The 21,163-nt window shown below is 68.4% G+C and carries 31 protein-coding genes; 22 read left to right on the plus strand and 9 right to left on the minus strand.

Going from position 1 to position 21,163, the window contains the following annotated elements:
- Positions 1–44: 44 nt before the first annotated feature.
- Both EV137_RS26440 and EV137_RS26445 read left to right on the plus strand, forming a co-directional pair.
- Positions 45–284 carry a hypothetical protein gene (locus EV137_RS26440; protein ID WP_238175565.1) on the plus strand — a complete coding sequence of 80 codons (240 nt, stop codon included), beginning with the start codon at positions 45–47 and terminating at the stop codon, positions 282–284.
- A 228-nt stretch (positions 285–512) separates the two neighbouring features.
- Positions 513–1,037: a hypothetical protein gene (locus tag EV137_RS26445; protein ID WP_166680023.1), complete on the plus strand. Its 525-nt coding sequence runs from the start codon at positions 513–515 to the stop codon at positions 1,035–1,037.
- A 21-nt stretch (positions 1,038–1,058) separates the two neighbouring features.
- On the opposite strand, the gene EV137_RS26450 is transcribed toward EV137_RS26445, so the two are convergent.
- On the minus strand, positions 1,059–1,394 hold the full coding sequence (locus EV137_RS26450; protein ID WP_134131199.1) for a hypothetical protein: 336 nt from the start codon (positions 1,392–1,394) through the stop codon (positions 1,059–1,061).
- A gap of 153 nt (positions 1,395–1,547) precedes the next feature.
- Between EV137_RS26450 and EV137_RS26455 the strand changes: the two genes are divergently transcribed.
- From EV137_RS26455 to EV137_RS26480, 6 genes are all read left to right on the plus strand, one after another.
- Positions 1,548–1,889 (plus strand): hypothetical protein, encoded by a 342-nt coding sequence (locus EV137_RS26455; protein ID WP_134131200.1) that lies wholly within the window; start codon positions 1,548–1,550, stop codon positions 1,887–1,889.
- A gap of 9 nt (positions 1,890–1,898) precedes the next feature.
- Complete coding sequence (locus EV137_RS26460; protein WP_134131201.1) at positions 1,899–2,078, plus strand: hypothetical protein; 180 nt, start codon at positions 1,899–1,901, stop codon at positions 2,076–2,078.
- Positions 2,075–2,653 (plus strand): hypothetical protein, encoded by a 579-nt coding sequence (locus EV137_RS26465; protein WP_134131202.1) that lies wholly within the window; start codon positions 2,075–2,077, stop codon positions 2,651–2,653. Before EV137_RS26460 ends, EV137_RS26465 begins: the two co-directional genes overlap by 4 nt.
- Positions 2,653–2,832 (plus strand): hypothetical protein, encoded by a 180-nt coding sequence (locus EV137_RS26470; RefSeq protein WP_134131203.1) that lies wholly within the window; start codon positions 2,653–2,655, stop codon positions 2,830–2,832. Before EV137_RS26465 ends, EV137_RS26470 begins: the two co-directional genes overlap by 1 nt.
- Before the next feature lie 73 nt (positions 2,833–2,905).
- Positions 2,906–5,362, plus strand: a complete 2,457-nt coding sequence (locus EV137_RS26475) for a hypothetical protein (RefSeq protein ID WP_134131204.1) — start codon at positions 2,906–2,908, stop codon at positions 5,360–5,362.
- Positions 5,362–5,667 (plus strand): hypothetical protein, encoded by a 306-nt coding sequence (locus tag EV137_RS26480; RefSeq protein ID WP_134131205.1) that lies wholly within the window; start codon positions 5,362–5,364, stop codon positions 5,665–5,667. Before EV137_RS26475 ends, EV137_RS26480 begins: the two co-directional genes overlap by 1 nt.
- A 259-nt stretch (positions 5,668–5,926) precedes the next feature.
- On the opposite strand, the gene EV137_RS26485 is transcribed toward EV137_RS26480, so the two are convergent.
- Positions 5,927–6,127, minus strand: a complete 201-nt coding sequence (locus EV137_RS26485; protein WP_134131206.1) for a hypothetical protein — start codon at positions 6,125–6,127, stop codon at positions 5,927–5,929.
- Positions 6,124–6,486, minus strand: a complete 363-nt coding sequence (locus tag EV137_RS26490) for a hypothetical protein (protein ID WP_134131207.1) — start codon at positions 6,484–6,486, stop codon at positions 6,124–6,126. The genes EV137_RS26485 and EV137_RS26490 overlap by 4 nt, the downstream gene beginning before the upstream one ends.
- 151 nt (positions 6,487–6,637) lie before the next feature.
- On the opposite strand from EV137_RS26490, the gene EV137_RS26495 reads away from it, so the two are divergent.
- The 6 genes from EV137_RS26495 to EV137_RS26520 all read left to right on the plus strand — a co-directional run bounded on the left by EV137_RS26495 (position 6,638) and on the right by EV137_RS26520 (position 11,659).
- On the plus strand, positions 6,638–7,807 hold the full coding sequence (locus tag EV137_RS26495) for a DNA recombination protein RmuC (protein ID WP_134131208.1): 1,170 nt from the start codon (positions 6,638–6,640) through the stop codon (positions 7,805–7,807).
- Between the two features lie 46 nt (positions 7,808–7,853).
- Positions 7,854–8,396, plus strand: a complete 543-nt coding sequence (locus tag EV137_RS26500; protein ID WP_134131209.1) for a DinB family protein — start codon at positions 7,854–7,856, stop codon at positions 8,394–8,396.
- A gap of 122 nt (positions 8,397–8,518) precedes the next feature.
- Complete coding sequence (locus tag EV137_RS26505) at positions 8,519–9,712, plus strand: glycoside hydrolase family 64 protein (protein WP_134131210.1); 1,194 nt, start codon at positions 8,519–8,521, stop codon at positions 9,710–9,712.
- Between the two features lie 39 nt (positions 9,713–9,751).
- The gene (locus EV137_RS26510; protein WP_202871160.1) at positions 9,752–10,090 is read left to right on the plus strand and encodes an ArsR/SmtB family transcription factor; all 339 of its coding nucleotides are present in this window, start codon (positions 9,752–9,754) and stop codon (positions 10,088–10,090) included.
- Positions 10,087–10,536, plus strand: a complete 450-nt coding sequence (locus EV137_RS26515; protein WP_134131212.1) for an SRPBCC domain-containing protein — start codon at positions 10,087–10,089, stop codon at positions 10,534–10,536. Before EV137_RS26510 ends, EV137_RS26515 begins: the two co-directional genes overlap by 4 nt.
- A 7-nt stretch (positions 10,537–10,543) precedes the next feature.
- Entirely contained in the window at positions 10,544–11,659 is a 1,116-nt protein-coding gene (locus EV137_RS26520; RefSeq protein ID WP_134131213.1) for an aromatic ring-hydroxylating oxygenase subunit alpha, read from the plus strand.
- Between the two features lie 69 nt (positions 11,660–11,728).
- On the opposite strand, the gene EV137_RS26525 is transcribed toward EV137_RS26520, so the two are convergent.
- A complete protein-coding gene (locus EV137_RS26525; RefSeq protein WP_134131214.1) occupies positions 11,729–12,337 on the minus strand; it encodes an NAD(P)-dependent oxidoreductase in 609 nt (202 codons plus the stop codon).
- Between the two features lie 77 nt (positions 12,338–12,414).
- On the opposite strand from EV137_RS26525, the gene EV137_RS26530 reads away from it, so the two are divergent.
- From EV137_RS26530 to EV137_RS26540, 3 genes are all read left to right on the plus strand, one after another.
- Positions 12,415–12,777, plus strand: coding sequence for a winged helix-turn-helix transcriptional regulator (locus EV137_RS26530; RefSeq protein WP_134006705.1), 363 nt, complete (start codon positions 12,415–12,417; stop codon positions 12,775–12,777).
- A gap of 81 nt (positions 12,778–12,858) precedes the next feature.
- The gene (locus tag EV137_RS26535; RefSeq protein ID WP_134006703.1) at positions 12,859–13,377 is read left to right on the plus strand and encodes a SigE family RNA polymerase sigma factor; all 519 of its coding nucleotides are present in this window, start codon (positions 12,859–12,861) and stop codon (positions 13,375–13,377) included.
- Between the two features lie 3 nt (positions 13,378–13,380).
- Complete coding sequence (locus tag EV137_RS26540) at positions 13,381–14,193, plus strand: hypothetical protein (protein WP_134131215.1); 813 nt, start codon at positions 13,381–13,383, stop codon at positions 14,191–14,193.
- On the opposite strand, the gene EV137_RS26545 is transcribed toward EV137_RS26540, so the two are convergent.
- Complete coding sequence (locus EV137_RS26545; RefSeq protein WP_134131937.1) at positions 14,186–15,226, minus strand: 4-hydroxy-3-methylbut-2-enyl diphosphate reductase; 1,041 nt, start codon at positions 15,224–15,226, stop codon at positions 14,186–14,188. The two genes, EV137_RS26540 and EV137_RS26545, sit on opposite strands and share 8 nt — an antisense overlap.
- Before the next feature lie 120 nt (positions 15,227–15,346).
- Positions 15,347–15,853 carry an HAD domain-containing protein gene (locus tag EV137_RS26550; RefSeq protein WP_134131216.1) on the minus strand — a complete coding sequence of 169 codons (507 nt, stop codon included), beginning with the start codon at positions 15,851–15,853 and terminating at the stop codon, positions 15,347–15,349.
- Positions 15,854–15,898: 45 nt separating this feature from the next.
- On the opposite strand from EV137_RS26550, the gene xseA reads away from it, so the two are divergent.
- From xseA to EV137_RS26565, 3 genes are all read left to right on the plus strand, one after another.
- Positions 15,899–17,113, plus strand: coding sequence for an exodeoxyribonuclease VII large subunit (gene xseA, locus EV137_RS26555; protein ID WP_134006697.1), 1,215 nt, complete (start codon positions 15,899–15,901; stop codon positions 17,111–17,113).
- A gap of 17 nt (positions 17,114–17,130) precedes the next feature.
- On the plus strand, positions 17,131–17,325 hold the full coding sequence (locus EV137_RS26560; RefSeq protein ID WP_133783368.1) for an exodeoxyribonuclease VII small subunit: 195 nt from the start codon (positions 17,131–17,133) through the stop codon (positions 17,323–17,325).
- 92 nt (positions 17,326–17,417) lie between these two features.
- Positions 17,418–17,939: a GNAT family N-acetyltransferase gene (locus tag EV137_RS26565; protein ID WP_166680024.1), complete on the plus strand. Its 522-nt coding sequence runs from the start codon at positions 17,418–17,420 to the stop codon at positions 17,937–17,939.
- A 93-nt stretch (positions 17,940–18,032) separates the two neighbouring features.
- On the opposite strand, the gene EV137_RS26570 is transcribed toward EV137_RS26565, so the two are convergent.
- Positions 18,033–18,608: a TetR/AcrR family transcriptional regulator gene (locus EV137_RS26570; protein ID WP_238175566.1), complete on the minus strand. Its 576-nt coding sequence runs from the start codon at positions 18,606–18,608 to the stop codon at positions 18,033–18,035.
- Positions 18,609–18,701: 93 nt separating this feature from the next.
- On the opposite strand from EV137_RS26570, the gene EV137_RS26575 reads away from it, so the two are divergent.
- Complete coding sequence (locus EV137_RS26575) at positions 18,702–19,295, plus strand: flavodoxin family protein (RefSeq protein WP_133783117.1); 594 nt, start codon at positions 18,702–18,704, stop codon at positions 19,293–19,295.
- On the plus strand, positions 19,295–19,615 hold the full coding sequence (locus EV137_RS26580; protein ID WP_134006692.1) for a DMT family transporter: 321 nt from the start codon (positions 19,295–19,297) through the stop codon (positions 19,613–19,615). Before EV137_RS26575 ends, EV137_RS26580 begins: the two co-directional genes overlap by 1 nt.
- A 31-nt stretch (positions 19,616–19,646) precedes the next feature.
- Here EV137_RS26580 and EV137_RS26585 read toward each other — a convergent pair whose 3' ends face one another.
- A complete protein-coding gene (locus EV137_RS26585; RefSeq protein ID WP_134006690.1) occupies positions 19,647–20,300 on the minus strand; it encodes a nucleotidyltransferase family protein in 654 nt (217 codons plus the stop codon).
- Between the two features lie 188 nt (positions 20,301–20,488).
- The gene (locus EV137_RS26590) at positions 20,489–21,139 is read right to left on the minus strand and encodes a DUF4245 domain-containing protein (protein ID WP_134131218.1); all 651 of its coding nucleotides are present in this window, start codon (positions 21,137–21,139) and stop codon (positions 20,489–20,491) included.
- Positions 21,140–21,163: the final 24 nt, after the last annotated feature.

Below are 21,163 nucleotides of genomic sequence, written 5' to 3' on the forward strand. Positions count from 1 at the left end.
GACAGTCCTCGTACATCGTGGACGCGGAGCACCATCGGCGCCGGGTGCTGCAGGATGCTCTCGCGCAGGCCCTGGCGTCGTTCTGGGATCGCCGCGCTGCAGCCCTGGAGGCAGCTCTGCCGCGTCCGGGGGACTTCGTAGGCAGCGCCACCCCTGAAGAGATCCAGGCACGTACACAGCGTCTCCTGGAGGCGATCGCGGCCTGCCGGGTGCACGCCGAGCTGCTCGCCGGCACTGAGGCATTCACCGACGAGATCACATCGGTCTTGCGGGAGGTGTCATGAGCCGCGCGATCGTGTGGGTCACCCGCAATGAGGCGGCCGGCCTCGCCCTCGTCACGGGGCAGGGGCACGACAGCCTGGTGCAGGAGGTGGCACCACAAGCGAAGTGGTCGCGATCTGGCCGCGGCTGGGTGATCAACCTGCAGCAGGCCGCCGATCTCTGCACCTCTGCGAGGCCCAGCACGCCATCTACCGCGAGCGGGCGAAGCCATGACGTGGGCGAAGTACGGCGTGGAGTTCTTCGACCAGTGCGCGGACTTCGGACTGTCCGACGCCGCGGTCCGCACGCACACAGAGGCGCTGCACTACCTGTATCGGCTCGAGGAGATGGAGATGCGGATAGCCAAGCATCTCCTGCGCAGGTTCGCCGGGTCGGCCGACTGGGAGCAGGCAGCGAAGGATCTGGTCGCCCACGGCTTCTGGCGTGACGAGGGCGACGCGTACGTGGTCGAGCACCACGGTGACGTGTTCCGATCATCGCTGGCAACACAGCTCAAGCACCGTGACACCGAGCGCGAGAGACAGCGCCGGAAGCGTGCCAAGGATGAGCGTGACGTTGCTACCAACAACGGTCCCAACGTTGCTACCAACGACCAACCCAACGTACGACCAACGCAGACAGACAGACATACAGACCTACAGACGCCATCAACGGAAGCGCGATCAGTCGACTGCGCGGCATGCCATCGGCCACATGGCAACCCCAACTCCCTGTACTGCGACACGTGCCTGGCCAGGGCTCGGGAGGCATCATGAGCGGACCAGGGGACGCTGTGGCTATTGACTCATCTCTCTGCGCTGACAGTCCTCGCACAGCCGGAACAGCAGGACCCAGCCTTCGCCATCCGTCGTCGGGATGTAGTCGTTCTGATGGGCCGCCTGCGCCTCACCGCACCGATCGCACATCCCCGCCGGCGCGTCCATCACAGGCCCGATGCAGTCGGCGCAGAGCAACAGGTCAGGCGCCCACAGCGCATAGGCGTAGCGCTGGTGCTCGGGATCGGTCAGATGCGGACACGGCCTCGTCAGTTCCGTGGCGAGTCGCACCAGGAGATCGTCTTCGACGATGGAACGCACCCAGACGCTCGGCTCATATCGGTAGTGGTCGGTCACGATCCCCAGGCTACGAGCCCACTGGTTGTTCCCACGCCCAGCACGGCGAGGCGTCATGACCAGGCCGGGGGTGGGGGCGACACGCAACCACAGGGGCCTTATGACCGCACTCATGCCTCGCCACACACGAGTCACCCACACGCGGAGGTCCAGATGAAGGCCGTTGACGCCGCCGGCCGGTACGTCAGCACCCCCGCCGCCCAGCGGTTCGCATCCCAGTACGTCGTCGACACCGTGACGGGCTGCTGGGAGTGGACGGGTTCGCTCGACACCTACGGCTGTGGCCGTCTGCGGGTGGATGGGCGGCTGATGCAGGCGCATCGCTTCGCGTTGCTGCTGGCCGGTGTCGAGCTCATCCCAGGCCGGGAGGTAGTCCCGCGGTGTCGTCGCCGGCTGTGCGTGAACCCGGCCCACCTCGAGCAGCTGACGCGCTCGGAGAGGCAGCGGCGCCAGTCCCGCGCGCCGCGCAACACTAGACCTCAAGTAGAGGGTTAGACTATGCGCATGACGAATGCGCCAGACGCCTCCGAGGCGGCCCGCCTGGTGGCGCGGGCGCGCTGGGGAACGACGAAGCTCGACCGCCTGATCGGCGAGCTTCACGACCGTGCCGACGAGCTCGGCGAACAGCAGCGGGCCGACCTGCGGTCCCTGCTCGATGACAACGACGAAGGAGACCGCCGATGAGCGGAACGATGTACCGCGGCGGTTGGGGCGACGCCCCGCTGTCGGATGAGGCCCAGCGGACGGTGTCCCACCTGGAGGCGCTGGAGCAGCAGGAGGCGCACTCTGCCCGGATCGCCGATGAGCTGTACGCCGCGCACAACGGCGTCCCGGATATCGAGCAGCGCCGTGCGGTCTGGGAGGAGAACAACAACCGGCTCGCGGTCCGGATGGCCGCCGAGGAAGGCGTCTCGGCGCTCGAGGTGCACCGCGGCAACTACGGGCACACGCCGGCTGAGTTCGTCGCTCTGGCGGGCGCACGGCAGGACCACGAGGACCGTATGCGGGCCGTCCGGAATCAGCAGGCGTTCCAGAGGTGGCAGCGTGACAACGCTGGGTACGAACAGGAGCCGACACGCGCCGAACAGATCGCGGAGTCCCGTGAGGCAGCCAAGCGGGCCATGGTCGACAAGTACCGCCCGGAGATCGAGGCGCGGCGTGCCGACCGGGAGCGCCTGGCGGAGATCCGTCAGGTCGTCGGCGAGGTCGTCGAGCCGGTCGTCGGTGGGCTTCTGCGCGAGATCGACAGGACCCGCTGATGGCTGAGATCCGCGATGCCAACGAGGTGTACGACGAGCAGGTCGGAGGATTCGCGACCGCCGTACAGGCCGCACTCGACACCGTGACCGCGCAGCAGACGCAGGCCGCGGCGTTCATCGGCACCCATGCCGAGGGCGACGTCCATCGCCCCGGCCCGGCAGACGCGCCGTCCCAGTGATCCGGTGGCGGCAGCCGGTGCCTTGTGCACGCTTCAGCCGGCTGCCGCCGCCCGAACCGAAGGTGACTGACTGATGGTCGACAGCACGCTCGCATTCGACATCCTGGCAAGGGACCGCGCGTCGTCGGCGTTCGCCAAGGTCGCCGCCGCGAGCGACAAGACCGCGCAGGCGATGAAGCGGTCGCAGAAGGTCAGCGACGACGTCGCCCGCGCGGAAGCCCGACTGTCCAAGGCCCGTGACAGTGAGTCCGACGCGCTGGGGCGCGTCCGGGTAGCCGAGACCAAGCTTGCCGAGGTCCGGAGCAACTCCAACGCGAAGGCCTCGCAGATCCAGCAGGCCGAAGAGGCGCTCTCGGCCGCCCGCCGTAAGGCCGCGCAGAGCGGGCACACCGCCGCCATGGCCGAGCAGGAGCTGAGCAAGCAGCGGACCAAGCTCGCCGCGGACGCCGCTTCGGTGGGCAAGGATGCCGGTCACAGCTTCGGGAAGTCGTTCGGTGACGGCATCGACGAGGAGGGTGGCAAGTCGACCAAGCGGTTCGGTACGTCGGTGGCGAAGTGGTTCAAGGGCGACGGATCGAAGATCTTCGGTCAGGGCGGCCAGATTTCCGGCGAGGCGTTCAGCGGCGGACTCGGCGGTGTGCTGAAGACCCCGATCATCGGGCCCGCGATCCTCGCCGCCGGCCTCGCCGTAGCCGCGACCGTGGCACCGGCAGCGGGCGCCATCGTGGCCGGCGGTGTCGTCGCAGGATTCGGTGCCGGTCTTGTCGGCCTGGGCGCCGTTTTCGCAGCGAAGTCCCAGGCGGTGCAGTCGGTCTGGAAGAAGACGCTCGGCGACATGGGATCGCAGATGCGGGTCCTGTCGTCGCCGTTCGAGAAGACCCTGATCGGGATGGCGGCGGTAGCGAAGCGCACGTTCGCGACCTTCGCCCCGGAACTGGGGAAGGCGTTCGCGACCCTGGCACCTTCCCTGTCGACGTTCGGGGACCAACTGGGGAAGGCGTTCGGGAAGCTCGCGCCCGTGGTCAAGCCGCTGTCCGATGCGTTCGGCGCGGTACTGCGGTCACTAGGTCCCGCGATGCAGACGGCCATCAGCTCGGTGGCGCAGGGCCTGACCGATCTCGCCGAGAGCGTGAAGAACTCTCCGGACGCACTGGCCGACCTCGTGACCGGCATCGGCTCCATCATCCAGACCGTGCTCACCGGGATCTCGGCGTTCAACGGCCTCAACGACGCCTTCAAGGTTCTCCCCGGTCACGTCTCGGGAGTGGCGCGCGTGATGAACTCGCTCAACATGTTCACGAAGGCTGCCCTCGCCCCGGTCGTGCTGCTCAACGCCGGACTCGAGAAGGTCGGCATCACGACCAGGAAGGCCGGGATCTCGACCGGCGAGTTCCAGAAGTCGATGTTCGGCGTCATCGATTCCATCCGGTCGGGAATCCCCGCCACCCAGGGCGGCACCAAGGCGGTCGAGTCCCTGGCGGCGAAGTTCGACCGGCAGACCGCTGCCACGAACCGGTCGATCGACGCACTGAACCGGATGTCCGGTCTGCTGCTGACCCTGTCGGGTTCCCAGATCGCCTACCAGCAGGCCGTCGACGACGCGACCGCGAGCATCAAGGAGAACGGCAAGACCCACGACATCAACACCCAGAAGGGCCGCATCAACAAGCAGGCCCTCGACCAGGTCGCGGCGTCGGCGATTGCTCAGCGCGACGCGATGCTGAAGGCCGGCGACGGCAACGTCAAGGCCGCGAAGAGCGCCGAGGGCTCACGCTCCACGTTCGTCAAGCTGGCTACCCAGATGGGCTACTCGAAGGCCGAGGCCGAGAAGATGGCGCGGTCGCTGATCAAGATCCCGAACGTCACGCGTACGGCCACGCTGAAGGCGAACATCGCGGACCTCGAGGCCAGACTGAAGACCGCGAAGAGCAAACTGGCTGACCCGAAACTCACCGCCACGCAGAAGGCCACACTGAAGGCAGAGATCTCGAACCTCGAGGCCGGTATTCGCAAGGCCAAGGGTGACCTGGCCGGCGTCCCGAAGAGCAAGACCGTGACCATAACCACGAAGTACGTGACGATCGGCACCCCGGCCCAGAAGTCACGGGCGGCCGCTCAGGGCCACACGCCCGGCAGTTCCGCCGGCGGCCTGATCCCCGGCCCGCCCTCGAACGTCGACAACCACCTGCGCGCCATGGCGACCGGTGAGTTCGTGGTCCGGGCGAGCAAGGTCCGCGGCAACCTCGCCGTTCTGAACGCGATCAACGACGGCACGTCCCTCGCCAGGCGGCTGATGCCCAAGGTCGCCCTGTCTTCGCCTGGGAGGACCAGCGCGACGCCGCACGAACCGACCGCCACTCGTACGGCGGTCCACGCCTCCGCAGGCGGTGGCCGTACGGTGGTCGTGAACTACAACATCAACGTGACCGTCACCGGCGCGGGCGACAAGATCGCCGCGGCCAAGGAGATCCAGCAGCTGCTGCTGAACCTCAAGCGCACCAACGGGCGCGTCCCACTCGGGATCGACTGATGGCTACTCAGTGGCCGGTCGCGATCGTCGAGGTGGACGACCTGCCCGAGCCTGCGGACGGGGCCCTGGAGGTCCGCTGCCTGCGGCCCGACGTCGCGGCCTACGTCAACGGTCCCTACCCCGATCCAGTCGTGACGCTGTACGTGCGGACCGGGATCCCCTACGAGCGTCTGATCGAGTGGGTCGAGATGCGGCTATCCACAATCGGTCAGGGTCCCGGCGCGGACGACTGGAACTTCCACGAGGAGGGTGACTACCTGGTCGCAGACAAGCTCTGCGGCTGGGTCGAGATGCCGGAGTTCTGAGCAGGGCCCCGTGGGGGTGGGGCCGCGACGCACCCATGACCCCACCATGACCGCACTCATGCTCACATCTCTCTGTGACGTGTGACTGTCACAGTGACACCCAGAACGGGGAGCACCCCCCGCCGGTGGAATCGGCAGGGGGTGCTCCCAGGTGTACGGCTAGCGACGGGCTGTCCACCAACCGACGGCGAAGCCGACGACAAGCGCACCACCGATGATCAGTAGTTGCTCGGCGAGCGGCATGCTGACCCTGATCACTTCAGCCATTCGGGTTCTCCTCGTCCGGTAGTTCGATGACTCCGCTGCCCTCACCGAGCAGCGGCCAGCCCTTGTCGTCGGTCTCGACGGGCTGCGTCTCCCGGCGCGCGATCAGTACATCGAGCTGCCGGATCGCCTGAGCGATCAGCACGCGGACGGACTCGAGCTCGCCCCGGGTCACGGTCACCTTCCCGGCGCTCACTGTCCCGTCTCCTTGTCCCGCAGCGCGAGGAGTGCTGTGCTGATCGTGTCGGGGTTGTGGATCATGTCGCGGACCGCCAAGTTGTAGCCGGCCCGGTGGCCGTCCTCGTATCCGTCGTCGCGGCCGATCCTGTACAGCTCGACCTCATCCACGATCGACTGCAGGCTGGCGCGGATCGACCGGAAGGAGTGACCCTCCAGGTAGCTGATCCGCTCGACCAGAGCGGCGGTGGAGAGCCTGTGCGGCTGGCTCCACAAGTCATCGAGCAAGGCAGGCGGGAAGCGGCGAGATACCTCCGCTGTGATGACGTCCTCGGGGTCAGGTGATACCGGGTCGTCGGTAAGAGATGATGTGTTCACGGTCGAACCTCCTGGGGTTCGGTCTAGGCCCGCGCCTGGTGTCTTCAGCACCGGCGTGGGCCGCTTTCGTGGCCGCCGAACCGCTTCTGTCGGTCGCTGTCTGTAGCGTCAGGACTGCCCCTCGATCGACGCTCAGAGAAGGTGACCTCACTTGCAAGGTACGACGGTGTTGCTGATCCTGCTCTTCCTCGTGGTGGGGCTGTTGCTGGGCGCTGTGTTCGGCGTGCTGTGGGTGCGCGGACGGGACGGTGCTGCGCTGGCCCGGATCACGGCCGAGCGGGACGCGGCGGAGGACCGGGTGGTCGAGCTGACGCAGGAGCGCACGAGCGTCGGTCAGCAGATGGGCGGGCAGGCCGTCGTCAAGGAAGCGCTGGATCGCCTGCACGCGCAGCTGAATCAGCTCGAGCAGGGCCGCGCGGCGTGGCAGAGCCAGCTGCATCAGCAGGTGAACGAGGTGCGAATGAGCGGCGAGGCGTTGCGTCGCGAGACCGCCTCGTTGTCGACCGCATTACGCAAGCCGCAGGTGCGCGGCCGGTGGGGCGAGCTGCATCTGCGTCGCACCGTCGAGCTCGCCGGAATGGTTGCCCACTGCGACTTCACCGAGCAGACGACCACGGTCGCCGAGGACGGCGTACTGCGGCCGGACCTCGTGGTGAGGCTTGCCGAGGGCAAGAATATCGTCGTCGACTCGAAGGTGCCGCTGGCCGCGTTCCTCGACGCGAGCGAGTCCGACGACGCGGAGTACCGCGAGGACCGGTTGCGGGCGCATGCGCGGCACCTGCGGACCCATGTCGACCAGTTGGCCGCGAAGGCGTACTGGACGCGGCTGTCCCCGTCGCCGGAGTTCGTCATCCTCTTCGTGCCGGGCGAGTCCTTCCTGTCGGCTGCGCTCGACGTCGAGCCTTCCCTGCTCGAGTACGCTGCTGAACGCCGCGTGATCCTCGCGACGCCCACCACGCTGATCGCCACGTTGCGCGCCGCGGCGTACGCGTGGAACCAGTCGGCGTTGACCGAGTCCGCGCAACAGGTCTTCGAGCTCGGCCGGGAGCTGTACGAGCGGCTCGGCACGATGGGCGACCATCTCGGCCGCGTCGGGCGGTCGCTCACGTCGGCGGTGGAGGCCTACAACGGGACGGTCGGGTCGTTCGAGCGCCGGGTGTTCATCACCGCGCGCAAGCTCCGCGATCTGCATGTCACCGAGTCCGAGCTGACCGCGATGGAGTCGATCGAAGCGTCCGTGCGACCACTCACGGCACCCGAGTTCGTCGCGCTGGACGAGTCGCCGACCACAAGACGCTGGCCCCCGACACAGGCGGGCTGACAGTTCCGTAAGGTGATCGTCCGGAACCCGCACTACTGTCCTTGCCATGGACAACGCACAGCTCACCGAGCCGCCGATCGCCGGGACCGAGGCCGACACGTTGCTGGGGGCGCTCGAGCGCAACCGGCGTACGTTCGCCTGGAAGTGCGGCGGCCTGGACGCGGCCGGCCTGAACAAGCAGCACCCGCCGTCCACCGTGACGCTCGGCGGACTGCTCAAGCACCTGGCGCTGGTCGAGGACGAATACTTCACCCGTCGCCTGCTCGGCAAGGAACTCGGCGCTCCGTGGGACTCCGTCGACTGGGACGCGGACCCCGACTGGGAGTGGCACAGCGCGCCGGACGATTCCCCTGAGGAGTTGACGGCTCTGTGGGAGGCCGCGGTCGGCCGCTCCCGCGCGGCAGTCGCCGAGGTTCTGACCGCGGGCGGCGTGGATCAACTGGCCGACTGGAAAGGCCGCGGCGGCGCCTCCCCGAGCCTGCGCTACATCCTCGTGGACCTCATCGAGGAGTACGCCCGCCACACCGGCCACGCCGACCTGATCCGAGAATCCATCGACGGCCTCACCGGCGAAGGCGTACCGCAATAGGCGCGTCCGGCAGACCATCGTCCTCCCTGTCGGAAAGCCGACAGTAGTGAGGTGTTGACAGTCGGTGTCCTTCTCACGCAACGATGAGAGCGCTCTCTCGGGGGGCGACGTGAGGAGGAAGAATGCGCTTCAGAACCAGAGTCCTGGGTGCCGTCGCGGCCGCGGTGGCTGTGGCCGGCGTACTGTCGGCGATCCCGGACCGGCCGGCCGACGCGGCCGTACCGGCGACGATTCCGCTGACGATCACCAACAACTCGGGTCGTGGCGACCCGGTCTACATCTACAACCTGGGCACGAACCTGGCGACCGGGCAGCAGGGCTGGGCCGACGCCTCGGGCACGTTCCACGCCTGGCCGGCCGGCGGCAACCCGCCGACCCCGGCGCCGGACGCCTCGATCGCCGGACCCGCCAACGGGCAGTCCGTCACGATCCAGATGCCGAAGTTCTCCGGCCGCGTGTACTTCTCCTACGGCCAGAAGCTCGTCTTCAAACTCACCACGGGCGGCCTCGTGCAACCCGCCGTACAGAACCCGAGCGACCCCAACCGGAACATCCTGTTCCACTGGTCGGAGTACACGCTCAACGACGGCGGCCTGTGGATCAACAGCACGCAGGTCGACATGGTTTCGGCGCCGTACGCCGTGAGCGTGAAGGCCGCAGACGGGTCCACGAAGACCACCGGTCACCTCAAGTCCGGCGGCTACAACGCCGTCTACAACGGCCTCCGCAACGCCCCCGGCGGTTGGGGCGGCCTGATCCAGACGGCGCCCGACGGCTCGGTGCTCCGCGCGCTCTCCCCGCTGTTCGGCGTGGAGACCGGGGCGATTCCGGCGAGCGCGATGGACGACTACATCAACCGTGTCTGGTCGAAGTACAGCTCGGAGACCCTGACGGTCACGCCGTTCGGCGACCAGCCCGGCACCAAGTACTTCGGTCGCGTGTCCGGCGGCGTCATGAACTTCACCAACAGCTCCGGCGCTGTCGTCACGTCGTTCCAGAAGCCCGACTCGGCCAGCGTGTTCGGCTGCTTCAAGTTGCTCGACGCACCGAACGACCAGGTCCGCGGCCCGATCTCCCGGACCCTGTGCGCCGGCTACAACCGGTCCACCCTGCTGACGAACCCCAACCAGCCGGACCCGAACGACGCGAACTTCTACCAGGACGCGGTCACCAACCAGTACTCGAAGATCATCCACTCCCAGATGGCCGACGGCCACGCGTACGGGTTCGCCTTCGACGACGTCGGCAACCACGAGGCCCTCGTCCACGACGGGAACCCGCAGGCGGCCGGATTGATCCTCGATCCGTTCGACTGAGGCTTGACTCCCGGCTCCGTTAGTGGCAACTTACCGTTCGTGGGGACTTACGGATCACTCGAAGCTGCCGGACCGGTGCTGGACGCGCTCGGCGACCCGACGCGCCGGGTGATCCTCGAGACGCTGCGCACCGGCGGGCCGTGCTCGGTCGGCGTACTGGCCGAGCGCGTGCCCGTCAGCCGCCCCGCGATCTCGCAGCACCTGAAGGTGCTCGGCGCGGTCGGGCTGGTGCGGCACGAGTCGCGCGGGACCCGGAACATCTACCGGGTCCATCAGGCGGGTCTCGGCGAGCTGCGCAGCTGGCTCGACCAGTTCTGGGGCGACACGTTGCAGGCGTACGCCGACCACGTACGGCGGACCGAGGAGGAGCGGAAATGACTGTGGAACAAGACATCTCGCCGTTGGTGAAGACCGTCGTGGTACCGGTCGGGGTCGAGCGGGCGTTCGAGGCGTTCACCGCCGAGACGTCGGCGTGGTGGCCGCTGTTCAGCCACTCGGTCGGCGCGGCGGCGGCGAACGAGGTACGACTGGAGGGCGCCGTCGGCGGACGCATCGTCGAGTACGGCGCCGACGGCGAGATCGCCACCTGGGGCACCTTGTCGGACTGGGATCCGCCGAAGTCGCTGAGCTTCAGCTGGCACCCCGGGCAGGATCCGTCGGAAGCCGGACAGGTCACGGTGACGTTCAACGCCACCGACGGCGGCACACAGGTTCAGCTCGTGCACTCCGGCTGGGAGCGCCGCGACGACGGCGCCCGAGCCCGCCTCAGCTACGACACAGGTTGGGACTACGTGCTGGGCAAGTACGTCGAACACACCCGATAGTTGAGGGATGGCGAACCCTCCCGTTGACGCGCGCGCCCTGGAAGCCTCGCTGCGGCCGCATGGTGAATCGGTCATGTTGCCGCGGGCGGCGTACGTCGATCCGGAGGTGCTCGCCTGGGAGCGCCGGCACTTCTTCGCCGGCACCTGGACGTGCCTCGGCCGCGTCGACGAGCTGTCCGACGGTACGACGTACCGCGAGGTGACCGTCGGCGACATCGCGACCGTCGTCACGTTCGGCGACGTACCGCGGGCGTTCGCGAACACGTGCCGCCATCGCGGTCACGAGCTGCTCCGCCGGGACGAGACGAGTGACCGTCGGGCCGTGGTCTGCCCCTACCACGGGTGGTCGTACGGGCTCGACGGGTCGGTGAAGGCGGCGCCGCGGATGGGCGAGTCCTTCGACACCTCGCCGTACGGGCTCGTCGAACTGCCGGTGGCGGTGTGGCACGGTTGGCTGTTCGTGAATGCGACCGGTACGGCGGCGGCGTTCGAGGACCATCTCGGCGGGATCACCGACCTCGTCGCGCCGTACGCGCCGGAAACCCTTGTTCTGAAGGCGCGACACGCGTACGAGGTGGCGGCGAACTGGAAGACGATCGTGGAGAACTACCACGAGTGCTACCACTGCCCGCTGATCCATCCCGAGCTGTGCAAGGTGTCGCCGCCGACCTCGGGCGACAACTGGAACCTGCCCGGCGCGTGGGTCGGCGGACTGATGGACCTGCGACCGGACGCCGAGACGATGTCGCTCGACGGCCGGTCACTCGGGGTCCCGATTGCCGGCGTAGACCCGCGCCAGGTCAACTACCTCGGCCTGTTCCCGAACCTGCTGATCTCACTGCACCCCGACTATGTGATGACCCATCGCCTCGAACCGCGCACCCCGGGCCTGACCGCGATCGAGTGCTCCTGGTACTTCCGGCCCGAGGTGACGGACCCGTCGTACGCCGTGGAGTTCTGGGACATCACGAACCGCGAGGACTGGGCCGCCTGCGAGTCGGTCCAACGCGGCGCCGAGTCCCCGCACTTCCGCCCCGGCCCGCTCGCACCCGCCGAGGACGCCGTCTACCAATGGGTCACGATGCTCGCCCGCGGCTACCTCGGCAAGTCGCTCAGCACCTGAAGCGGGAACACCCTCCGGTGACTGGGCATAGGCAATAGCCAGTTCCCAGTCCCCAACGCCTATCCCCAGTCAGTAGCCGAGCGTGAAGCGGCGGCCGTTGTGGGCGGGGGTTTCCACCTCGTTGATCAGGGCTACCGCGTAGTCCTCGGCGGAGATGTGGTCGCCGACGGGCTCGTCCTGGCCCAGGCGGAAGACGCCGGTGCGCTCGCCGGGGGCGATCACGAAGGCCGGGGACAGCATGGTCCAGTTCACGTCGCTCGCGCGCAGGTTCTCGAGCGCCTGCGAGACGGTCAACGACTCGCCCTTGTACTCGGCCGGGAAGTCCGGGCCGTCCACCACCCGGTTGCCGTTGACAACCAGGCTGCCGGCGCCACCAACCACGAGCAGCCGGGTCGCCGTCCCCCGCACCGCGGCGATCAGGTTGTCGACCGCGTCCAGGTACTCCTGGTGGTCGCCGCCGGTCCGGCTCGGCCCGATCGCCGCAACCAGCACGTCCGAGTCCACCGCCAGCTCCTTGACCACCGCGGCGTCGTTCGCACTCCCCTGCACCGCGCGGACGCCGTCCGGCAGTTCGCCGCCGGAGCGGGTCACGCCGGCCACCTCGTGCCCACGGCTGACCGCCTCGGCCGCCACCCGGCTGCCGACCATCCCACTCGCGCCGAACACCGCGATCTTCATCTCTGCTCCTTGTCTCTTGACCTGACCTCGACGGTATCCATTGGTAACTGGCTACTTCAACGTGCTATAAGTACCTTGTGGTAACCAAAGGCAACGCGTTCGACCCGAACTGCCCGACCCGCACGATCCTGGACCGGATCGGCGACAAGTGGACGGTGCTCGTCGTCCTGAGCCTGCGCAGCGGCCCGCTCCGCTTCACCGAGCTCCGCGACGGCATCGGCCGGGTCGCACCCAAGGTCCTCACCCAGACCCTGCGCCGGATGGAGCGCGACGGCCTGATCACCCGCGAGGTCTACCCGGAGATCCCGCCACGGGTCGTCTACACCCTGACCCCAATGGGCGCGTCCCTGATCGAGCCGATCAGCGTGATCACCGACTGGGCGGAGACCCATGTGCCCGCGATCACCAAGGCCCAAGCGGCGTACGACGAACTCGCCTGAGATCATCCAGCTCACTGCTCAACCTTTCCTTCGGGTCACGCCATCTCAAGGCTGACCGAGTTGAGTGAGATGGGGGTTGGAATGGATCCAGGACGCGACCACGAATTCGCTGAGTTCGTGGACGGGCGATTCACCGCACTGCAGAAGTTCGGCTACCTGCTGACCGGTGAATGGCACCTGGCCGAGGACCTGGTGCAAACCGCACTGACGAAGGTGTGGTTCCACCGGAACTCGTTGCGCAGCAGCAGCGCGCTGGAGAGCTACACCCGGACTGTGATGGTGAACACCAGCACGCAGTGGTGGCGCCGGAAGTGGCGCGGGGAGACGCCGACCGAACAGTTGCCGGAGCCGCAGGCGCGCGAGCAGTACGGCTCGGTCGACGACCGTGACCTGTTGCTGCGGGCACTCGCCGGACTCCCCCGCAGGACGCGCGCGACGCTGGTCCTGCGGTACTTCGAGGACCTTCCGGAGGCCGAGATCGCCCAGATCATGGGCTGCTCGGTCGGCACCGTGAAGTCGAACGTCTCCCGCGGACTGGCCAAGCTCCGCGAACACCACCTGGTCGCCGCCGTTTCCGCTCCGGCCCAGAAGGAGGGCTGACCAATGACCGACGATCTCAAGCAGCAGTTCGAGCGACTGGTCGCCGACCCGCCGCCGCCCACCGCGATGCCGAGCGAGTCCGTGTTCGCCCGGGTCCGGACCGCCCGGCGCCGTCGTACGGCCGGCGCACTGACCCTGGCCGCGGCCGCGGTGGTCGCCGTCGCTGTTGCCGCTGGCAACCTCGCGGACGTCAACAGCAGTCCGCCGATCACGAACACCCCGAGCGCACCCGTGACGATCGTCACCGGCCCGCCGACCAGTACGCCGTCAGCGACGCCACCGGCCTCGACCGGCGCGACCAGCACCACGACGGGCACCACAACCGGCACGACAACCGGGACGACCACCGGGACGACCACGGGGACAACCACCGGGACGCCGAGAAGCACTGAGCGGCCGACCGGTACGACGACAACGGGAGGCACCAAGAACACGCCTCCGCCGGTTCGGCCGATTGCGGTCGACGTCGTACTCAAGCCGACCGTCACCGGCCGCACGGTCTCGGTGAAGGTGACGCTCTCGGGCACCGTCATCGTTCCCACGGAGAACGGACGGAACCTGCCCGCCGACACCTCGTTCCTCAACCTCTCCGGCGGAACGAACTACTACTGGGGCGACGGCACGCAGGGCGGTTCGGACGGCGGTTCGCCTGGGTGTGGAGGCACGACGCGGAAGACCGGTCGTGAGACGTACTCGATCGAGACGCATACCTACGCGCAGCCGGGCACGTACACACTGCGCTATGAAGTGCGGTACTGCAACGCCAAGAACAGTGCGTTCACGACCACCAAGACCGTGAAGGTGACGGTCAAATAGTCCAGGCGTGGTCGGAGGTGCCGGTGGTGGGGAGGCCGGCTGCCTTCAGGTCGGTGCGGAGGTCGCGCGGGAGGGCGAACGTCAGGCTCTCCTCCGCGGTGGTGACCTCCTGTACGTCGCCGTACCCGCGCTCGGCGAGCCAGCGCAGGACGTCGCGGACCAGCACCTCCGGCACGCTCGCGCCACTGCTGACACCGACCGAGTCGACGCCCTCCAGCCAGGCCTCGTCGATCTCCTCGGCGTAGTCGACCAGGTAGCCGGCCCTCGCGCCGTGCTCGATCGCGACCTCGACCAGGCGCACCGAGTTCGACGAGTTCCGGGAGCCGACCACGAGCATCAGGTCGGCTTCCGCGGCGAGCTTCTTGACCGCGGCCTGGCGGTTCTGGGTGGCGTAGCAGATATCGTCGCTCGGCGGGTCCTGGAGGTGCGGGAACCGCTCGCGCAACCGCCGTACCGTCTCCATCGTCTCGTCGACCGACAGCGTGGTCTGGGACAGCCAGACGACCTTCTCCGGGTCACGGACGGTGACATTCGGTACGTCGTCCGGACCGTCGACGAGCGTGACGTGCTCCGGGGCCTCGCCGGAGGTGCCGATGACCTCCTCGTGGCCCTCGTGGCCGATCAGCAGGATGTCGTAGTCGGTCGCGGCGAACCGCTTCGCCTCGTGGTGCACCTTGGTGACCAGCGGGCAGGTCGCGTCGATGGTCTTCAGCTGCCGCGCGGCCGCCTCCTCGTGCACCACCGGGGCGACGCCGTGCGCGGAGAAGATGACCGTCTCGCCCTCGGGTACTTCGTCGGTCTCGTCGACGAAGATCGCACCACGCTTCTGCAGCGTCTGTACGACGTACTTGTTGTGCACGATCTCCTTGCGCACGTACACCGGCGGCCCGTACAGGTCGAGCGCCTTCTCCACCGCCACCACGGCCCGGTCGACACCCGCGCAGTACCCACGGGGCGCCGCAAGCAGCACCCGCTTCGTCTTCGTCGCGGTCGTCGCACCGGTGTCGTCAGGCTGAGAGGTCACGGTCCCCATGGTACGGGCCGCCGTGCACACGCCCGGATCCAGCACCGTGAGCCATGTCACGACGAACGTACATCGGGGAGCCGTCCGCCCTGTCCGGACGGCTCCTCCGTGGGAGGTGTTACCAGCACGTCAAGAATCACCTGGAAACGCCTTGTGCGCAAAGGATTTTCCGGACGCCCACGCCCGCAGCGTCCCGAAGTCCGCAGCGGTCAGACCGACCCGCGCGTCGGCCGGATGAATCAGCTGATGCGCACCGGGGAACCGGGTTCGCTCGGTCTCCCCCACCTCGTCGTCCACCCAGGCAAACGGACGATCACCGACCCAGTCCGCGACGTACGGCGATTTCCAGGAACCCCGGCGTACCGGCGTGCGATCGGGCCAGAGAATCGTCGGCAGCTCAGGCAGCCCGAGTAGGGGCCCGAGCAGACGATTGGCGCCGTGCTCCCAGCTACTGGCCCACACCAGCTCGAAACTGTCCGCGAGCGCGTTGAGCTCCACCCCGTGCAGCGGATTGAGCAGAACCCGCCAGGTCCTCGCACCCTCAACGATCTCGTGCCGCTCGTACCCCGGCGGCACCCCCACGGCCCGGTGCGGGTTGAGCGGACCGTCGAAATCCAGCAGCAGGAGCAGGCGCATTACTCAACGTTAGGGAATGTCGGTGCGGGGTCGTAGGGTCTGGGGGTGGCTTTGGAGACCTCGCCGGAAGCGCCTGCGGCCGTGCGGACGATCGCGAACGGGATCGCGAGCTGGATCAACCAGCTCGGTGCCGTGTGGGTCGAGGGGCAACTGACGGACGTCTCGATCGGGCGCGGTACGACGACGGTCTTCGGGACCCTGCGCGACACCGACGCGGACATCTCGTTGCGATTCACCTGCAACCGGCGGGTGTTCGAGGCGGTCGAGGTCCGCGACGGCTCGCGGGTGCTGGTGCACGCCAAACCGAACTTCTTCGCCCGCCGCGGCACGCTCGCCCTGGCCGTCAACGAGATCCGCCACGTCGGGATCGGCGAGCTGCTGGCCCGGATCGAGCGGCTGAAGCAGCTGCTCGCGGCCGAGGGCCTCTTCGAGCCCTACCGGAAGAAGAAGCTGCCATTCCTCCCGCACACGATCGGGCTGATCTGCGGACGCGACTCCGCGGCTGAGCGCGACGTACTGGAGAACGCGAAGCGGCGCTGGCCGGCGGTCGCGTTCCGGATCGAGTACGCGTCGGTGCAGGGCCCGTCGGCGGCCGGTGAGGTGATGACCGCGCTGCGGAAGCTGGACGCCGACGACGCGGTCGAGGTGATCGTGATCGCGCGCGGCGGCGGGTCGCTGGAGGATCTGCTGCCGTTCTCCGACGAGGGTCTGATCCGGGCGGTGTCCAAGACGGGTACGCCGGTGGTGAGCGCGATCGGGCACGAGCCGGACTCGCCGCTGCTCGACCTGGTCGCGGACCTCCGGGCGTCGACACCGACCGACGCGGCGAAGCGGATCGTGCCGGACGTCCGCGAGGAGCTGGACGGCGTACGGCAGTTGCGCGAGCGCGGCCTACGAGCGATCCGGTCCTGGCTGGATCGCGAGGCGCACGCACTGGCGGCGATCCGTTCGCGGCCGGCACTGGCGGCGCCGGTGTCGGACCTGCAGCGGCGGTCCGACGAGATCACGGCGCTGGTCGAGCGCAGCCGGCGTACGCTCACGCATCGGCTCGACCGGGCGAGCGACGACATCGCGCACCGGTTGGCGAGCGTGCGGGCGTTGTCCCCGAAGGCGACGCTCGAGCGCGGGTACTCCGTACTCCAGTTGGCCGACGGCACCGCCGTACGGGAAGTGGCGCAGGTGGCGCCGGGTGACCTGCTGCAGGCGCGGGTCAGTGACGGCCGCTTCGCGGTCGAAGTCAAGTCCGAGGAGGACAAGTGAGCGGCGACCGACCCGAGATGACCTACGAGCAGGCCCGCGAGGAGCTCGTCGACGTGGTCCGCAAACTCGAGGCCGGCGGCACCAGCCTCGAGGAATCCCTCGCCCTGTGGGAACGCGGCGAAGAACTCGCCGGCACCTGCCAACGCTGGCTGGACGGCGCCCGCGAACGCCTCGCCAAGGCCCAAGCCGCCCACGAGGAAAAGCCCAACTGACCACCGCGGAACCGATGCCCGGCCCGCCCGGACCGCCTGCCCAGCCCGGACCGCCTATCCAGCCCGGACCGCTCGTCCCGCCCGGCAGCCTCGTGACTCGACCGGCGCGGCCGGAGGATCTGCTCGGGGCCGCCGAAGCCCGCGTGGCAAGCTGGCGAGCCGCGTTCACCGGCCTGGTCCCGCAGGACTTCCTGGACTCCATGGACCCGGCCTCGATCGCCTCCTCCTGGGCGGACAGCATCGCTGCCGGACGGTCCCGCCTGTACGTCGCAATCGCGGATGAGCACGTGATCGGGTACGCCGGGGTGGGCCCGGAGCGTGACGCCGAAGCACCACCGAACACAGGCGAGCTGTATGCGCTCTTCGTCCACCCCGACCACTGGGGAACCGGCGCCGGCCGCGCCCTGACCGACGCCGCCTGCACCGACCTCCGCGACGCCGGCTGCACCACAGTCCGCCTTTGGGTGCTCGAGGCAAACATCCGCGCGCGCCGCTTCTACACCCGCTACGGCTTCACGGAAACGCCCGACCGCACCCACTCCTCGCTCGGCAACCTCCCCGAGATCAGGCTGACCGCACCCCTGGCAGGTGTGCGTAAGAACAGGAGGTACTAGAGCCGGCCCTAGTGCACCTGAGCGTGGCGGGGTTCGCGCGTACGGCGTCTCACCGGTGCACTACCTGTCCTTCTGCACATCCACCACGGTCAATCACGCGGACAACAGGCTTGTCGCTACCGCTCGGAGGCCGGTTTTCATGCGGTTGAGGTCGTACCCCTGTTCGCAGAGGGCGTTGTGCAGGTCGGCTGCTAGCGGTGCCAGTAACACGTGAGCCGTGTAGTCCGCGTCCAGATCAGGGCGCGCGGCTTCGAGCAGGTGGGACAGGTGGCGGTGCCAGAGGTGGTACGAGCCGATGCGGTAGCGCGCGCCGTCCGAGGCGTTCTCACTGTCCATGAACAGGGCGACGTGCCGATCGAGTAGGTCGAGGTACGCGTCGAGGAACGCCAGCACCCGTACGTCGGGCGGCGCACCCGGCCCGAGCGGCGGAGGCCCGCTGATGATCTTCGCCTGGAGCTCCTGCTCGCGCTCGTCGAGCAGCGCGACCGCCAGGCCGGCGCGATCGCCGAACCGCCGGAACACGGTCCCCTTCCCGACGCCCGCCTCCGCGGCGATCGCATCCAGCGAGACGTTCTTCACGCCGCGCTCGGTGAACAGCCGGTCGGCAGCCTCCAGCACCCGGAGCCGATTGCGTCGCGCATCCGCCCGCTCCGGCCGCGGCTCCCCCACGACCGGAAGACTCCGTTGTAAAGCGGACCGTGGTCCGGTACTGTCGTTCATAAGACGGACTGTAGTCCGCTAAAGACTCTGGAGGAAGAAGACATGAGCAACGCTCGGATCGCGATCGCCTACCACTCGGGCTACGGGCACACCGCGAAGCAGGCCGAGGCGGTGGCCGCAGGCGCCGCGTCGGTACCGGAGACGACGACCGATCTGGTGCCGCTGGACGAGCTGACCGAGGACGTGTGGGAGCGGCTGACGGCCGCCGACGCGATCATCTTCGGCGCACCGACGTACATGGGGAGCCCGAGTTGGGTGTTCAAGAAGTTCGCTGAGGAGAGCGTGCGGATCTGGGCGGCCGACCTCGGCTGGCGCGACAAGATCGCGGCCGGGTTCACCAACTCGAAGGCGATGTCCGGCGACAAGCTGAACAGCCTGGTCGACCTGGCCGTGTTCGCCGCGCAGCACGGGATGATCTGGGTCGGCCTGGACATCTACCCGGGCTGGGCGGACAGTACGGCGAGCATCGAGGACCTCAACCGGCTCGGCAGCTGGCTCGGCGCGATGGCGCAGTCCGACGCGGACCTGTCCGCGGAGAAGGCGCCGCCGGCCACCGACCTGCGGACCGCGGCCGCGCTCGGCGCGCGGGTCGCGACCGTCACGCACCGGCACCTGAGAGGAGCACTGGCGGCCTGATGGCATGGCTCATCCTGCTCGCCGCGGCGGCGTTCGAGATCGCGTTCGCGCTCAGCCTGAAACCGAGCGAGGGCTTCAGCCGGCTGTGGCCGACGCTCGGAGTACTGGTGTTCGGCGTGATCTCGGTCGCCCTGCTCGCGAAGACACTCGATCGCCTCCCGGTCGGTACGGCGTACGCGATCTGGACCGGCATCGGCTCGGTCGGCGTGGTCATCCTCGGCATCGTCCTGTTCCACGAGCCGATCACCCCGATCCGCCTCGCCTGTATCGCCCTGATCGTCATCGGCGTCATCGGCCTCCGCCTGGCCGGCGCCGAGTAGGCGAACTGGTGGCGGTCGCGCGGGGATGAGGTCAGGTGGAGGTGCGGCGTCGGCCGCGGGCGTGGGGGCCGGTGGGGAGGTGGGTGCCCAGGGGGAGATCGTGGGTCGAGGCGGGGTCGCCGGCCAGGAGCTGGTGGTAGGCGGACCAGGTGGTGGCGCGCGGCGGGATGTTGCCGATGGCATCCACTCGGGTGACGGGGTGGGTGCCTTCGCGGATCGGGTCCCAGAGGTCGGCGTCGCTGCGGAGGCCGCGGAGTTCGCCGAAGAGCTCGCGGCCGAACCAGCACGGGTAGCTCTCGCCGTCGTCGTACCGGCTGACACCGATCGGGGTGGAGGCCTCGGCGACGAGCGACCAGACGCTCGCCGACGTGATCCCGGGCTGATCACCGAGCAGTACGACGATCCCGTCGGCCCGCCGGTCGACCGCGTCCAGGGCCGGCACGATCGACGAACTACCGGTGTCGGAGTGCGGCGACTCGACCACCCGCACCCCGTCGAGATCGATCCGGTCGTGGACCTGCTCCGACGCGCTGCCGAGCGTCACGACCAACTGGTCGAACGAGCATTCCCGCGCGCTCTGCAGCGCGGCGCCGAGCAATGTGCCGCCGCGATAGGCCAGCAATTGCCAAGGAGATCCGAGATGCGGCGAACTGTCCGCGCCCAGCAACAGCCCCGTGATGAACATCTGCGGGTCAACTCCCTGCCCGGGACGGCGTGACCATTCGACGACCCTTCTGCTGGTCCCCGAGCGTACGCAAGCCGAGCCTCGATCGAACCCCTTGCCGTGGGCAGGTGTCAACGACCGTCCGGAAAGTGGTCGGAATTGACCGGAAAATGGGCAGTCCGGTGGTTACCGCAGGTCAGCACAAATGTTCAGCGCAGCACCGAAGCGAACGCTTCAAGCGCCGGATATCCGGCATTTCCGGCGACGATCGTCGTCACCCCGGAACCCACCAGGAGCAAGGCGTTCTCGTTCTTCCGGTCGAGCAGCACCTTGCGATGCCAGGTCACGCCACCGACCGACGCCGTACCGTCGTCCGAGGTCCGGCCGAGCTTCTCGGCGACGTATTTCCCGCCGGTGACATTGGACTGCTCGAGGCCGACGTATTTCTTCTCGTTCGTCACGACTCCGAGATGCCAGGTGATCGGCTCCTGCTGCGGGGTGCGGAATTCCACGCTGGTCGCGGTCCACCCGGACGGCATCGGCTCCGGCCCGCGGACCCAGGCGGCGGCCTTCCGGGCGTCCTGCAACTGGGCGGTGTACTCGACCGGGTTGGGCTGCGCCTCCTTCTTCGGGCGCCACGTGACGGTGATCAGGAACGCGACCACGGCCAGGCAGATCACCAGCGCGAACACCATGTTCCCGACGGTCTGCGACCTGCGCTTGTCCCGCCGGTACGCCTGCCGGTACTCGTTCGCCTCCGCCTGAACCTGCGCCCGCTCCCGCGCCCGCTGCTGTGCCTTCACGTCCGCCTTCTCCTGGGCGGCGGCGTCGCCGGAAGCGTCCTGACCTGTGGAACTCATGACCACAGTGTCTCGCGAGGTGCA

It is taken from the genome of Kribbella pratensis, assembly GCF_004366075.1.
Classification (GTDB): Bacteria; Actinomycetota; Actinomycetes; order Propionibacteriales; family Kribbellaceae; genus Kribbella; species Kribbella pratensis.

What these genes read in the sequence shown, in the direction of transcription:
- EV137_RS26560 (WP_133783368.1), top strand. Translation starts at nt 17,131, where the DNA reads ATGACCTACGAGCAGGCCCGCGAGGAGCTCGTCGACGTGGTCCGCAAA.
- EV137_RS26500 (WP_134131209.1), top strand. Translation starts at nt 7,854, where the DNA reads ATGGACAACGCACAGCTCACCGAGCCGCCGATCGCCGGGACCGAGGCC.
- EV137_RS26465 (WP_134131202.1), top strand. Translation starts at nt 2,075, where the DNA reads ATGAGCGGAACGATGTACCGCGGCGGTTGGGGCGACGCCCCGCTGTCG.
- EV137_RS26540 (WP_134131215.1), top strand. Translation starts at nt 13,381, where the DNA reads ATGACCGACGATCTCAAGCAGCAGTTCGAGCGACTGGTCGCCGACCCG.
- EV137_RS26470 (WP_134131203.1), top strand. Translation starts at nt 2,653, where the DNA reads ATGGCTGAGATCCGCGATGCCAACGAGGTGTACGACGAGCAGGTCGGA.
- EV137_RS26575 (WP_133783117.1), top strand. Translation starts at nt 18,702, where the DNA reads ATGAGCAACGCTCGGATCGCGATCGCCTACCACTCGGGCTACGGGCAC.
- EV137_RS26550 (WP_134131216.1), bottom strand. Translation starts at nt 15,853, where the DNA reads ATGCGCCTGCTCCTGCTGCTGGATTTCGACGGTCCGCTCAACCCGCAC.
- EV137_RS26585 (WP_134006690.1), bottom strand. Translation starts at nt 20,300, where the DNA reads ATGTTCATCACGGGGCTGTTGCTGGGCGCGGACAGTTCGCCGCATCTC.
- EV137_RS26455 (WP_134131200.1), top strand. Translation starts at nt 1,548, where the DNA reads ATGAAGGCCGTTGACGCCGCCGGCCGGTACGTCAGCACCCCCGCCGCC.
- EV137_RS26520 (WP_134131213.1), top strand. Translation starts at nt 10,544, where the DNA reads ATGGCGAACCCTCCCGTTGACGCGCGCGCCCTGGAAGCCTCGCTGCGG.
- EV137_RS26590 (WP_134131218.1), bottom strand. Translation starts at nt 21,139, where the DNA reads ATGAGTTCCACAGGTCAGGACGCTTCCGGCGACGCCGCCGCCCAGGAG.
- EV137_RS26505 (WP_134131210.1), top strand. Translation starts at nt 8,519, where the DNA reads ATGCGCTTCAGAACCAGAGTCCTGGGTGCCGTCGCGGCCGCGGTGGCT.
- EV137_RS26460 (WP_134131201.1), top strand. Translation starts at nt 1,899, where the DNA reads ATGACGAATGCGCCAGACGCCTCCGAGGCGGCCCGCCTGGTGGCGCGG.
- EV137_RS26475 (WP_134131204.1), top strand. Translation starts at nt 2,906, where the DNA reads ATGGTCGACAGCACGCTCGCATTCGACATCCTGGCAAGGGACCGCGCG.
- EV137_RS26515 (WP_134131212.1), top strand. Translation starts at nt 10,087, where the DNA reads ATGACTGTGGAACAAGACATCTCGCCGTTGGTGAAGACCGTCGTGGTA.
- EV137_RS26480 (WP_134131205.1), top strand. Translation starts at nt 5,362, where the DNA reads ATGGCTACTCAGTGGCCGGTCGCGATCGTCGAGGTGGACGACCTGCCC.
- EV137_RS26535 (WP_134006703.1), top strand. Translation starts at nt 12,859, where the DNA reads ATGGATCCAGGACGCGACCACGAATTCGCTGAGTTCGTGGACGGGCGA.
- EV137_RS26545 (WP_134131937.1), bottom strand. Translation starts at nt 15,226, where the DNA reads ATGGGGACCGTGACCTCTCAGCCTGACGACACCGGTGCGACGACCGCG.
- EV137_RS26580 (WP_134006692.1), top strand. Translation starts at nt 19,295, where the DNA reads ATGGCATGGCTCATCCTGCTCGCCGCGGCGGCGTTCGAGATCGCGTTC.
- EV137_RS26525 (WP_134131214.1), bottom strand. Translation starts at nt 12,337, where the DNA reads ATGAAGATCGCGGTGTTCGGCGCGAGTGGGATGGTCGGCAGCCGGGTG.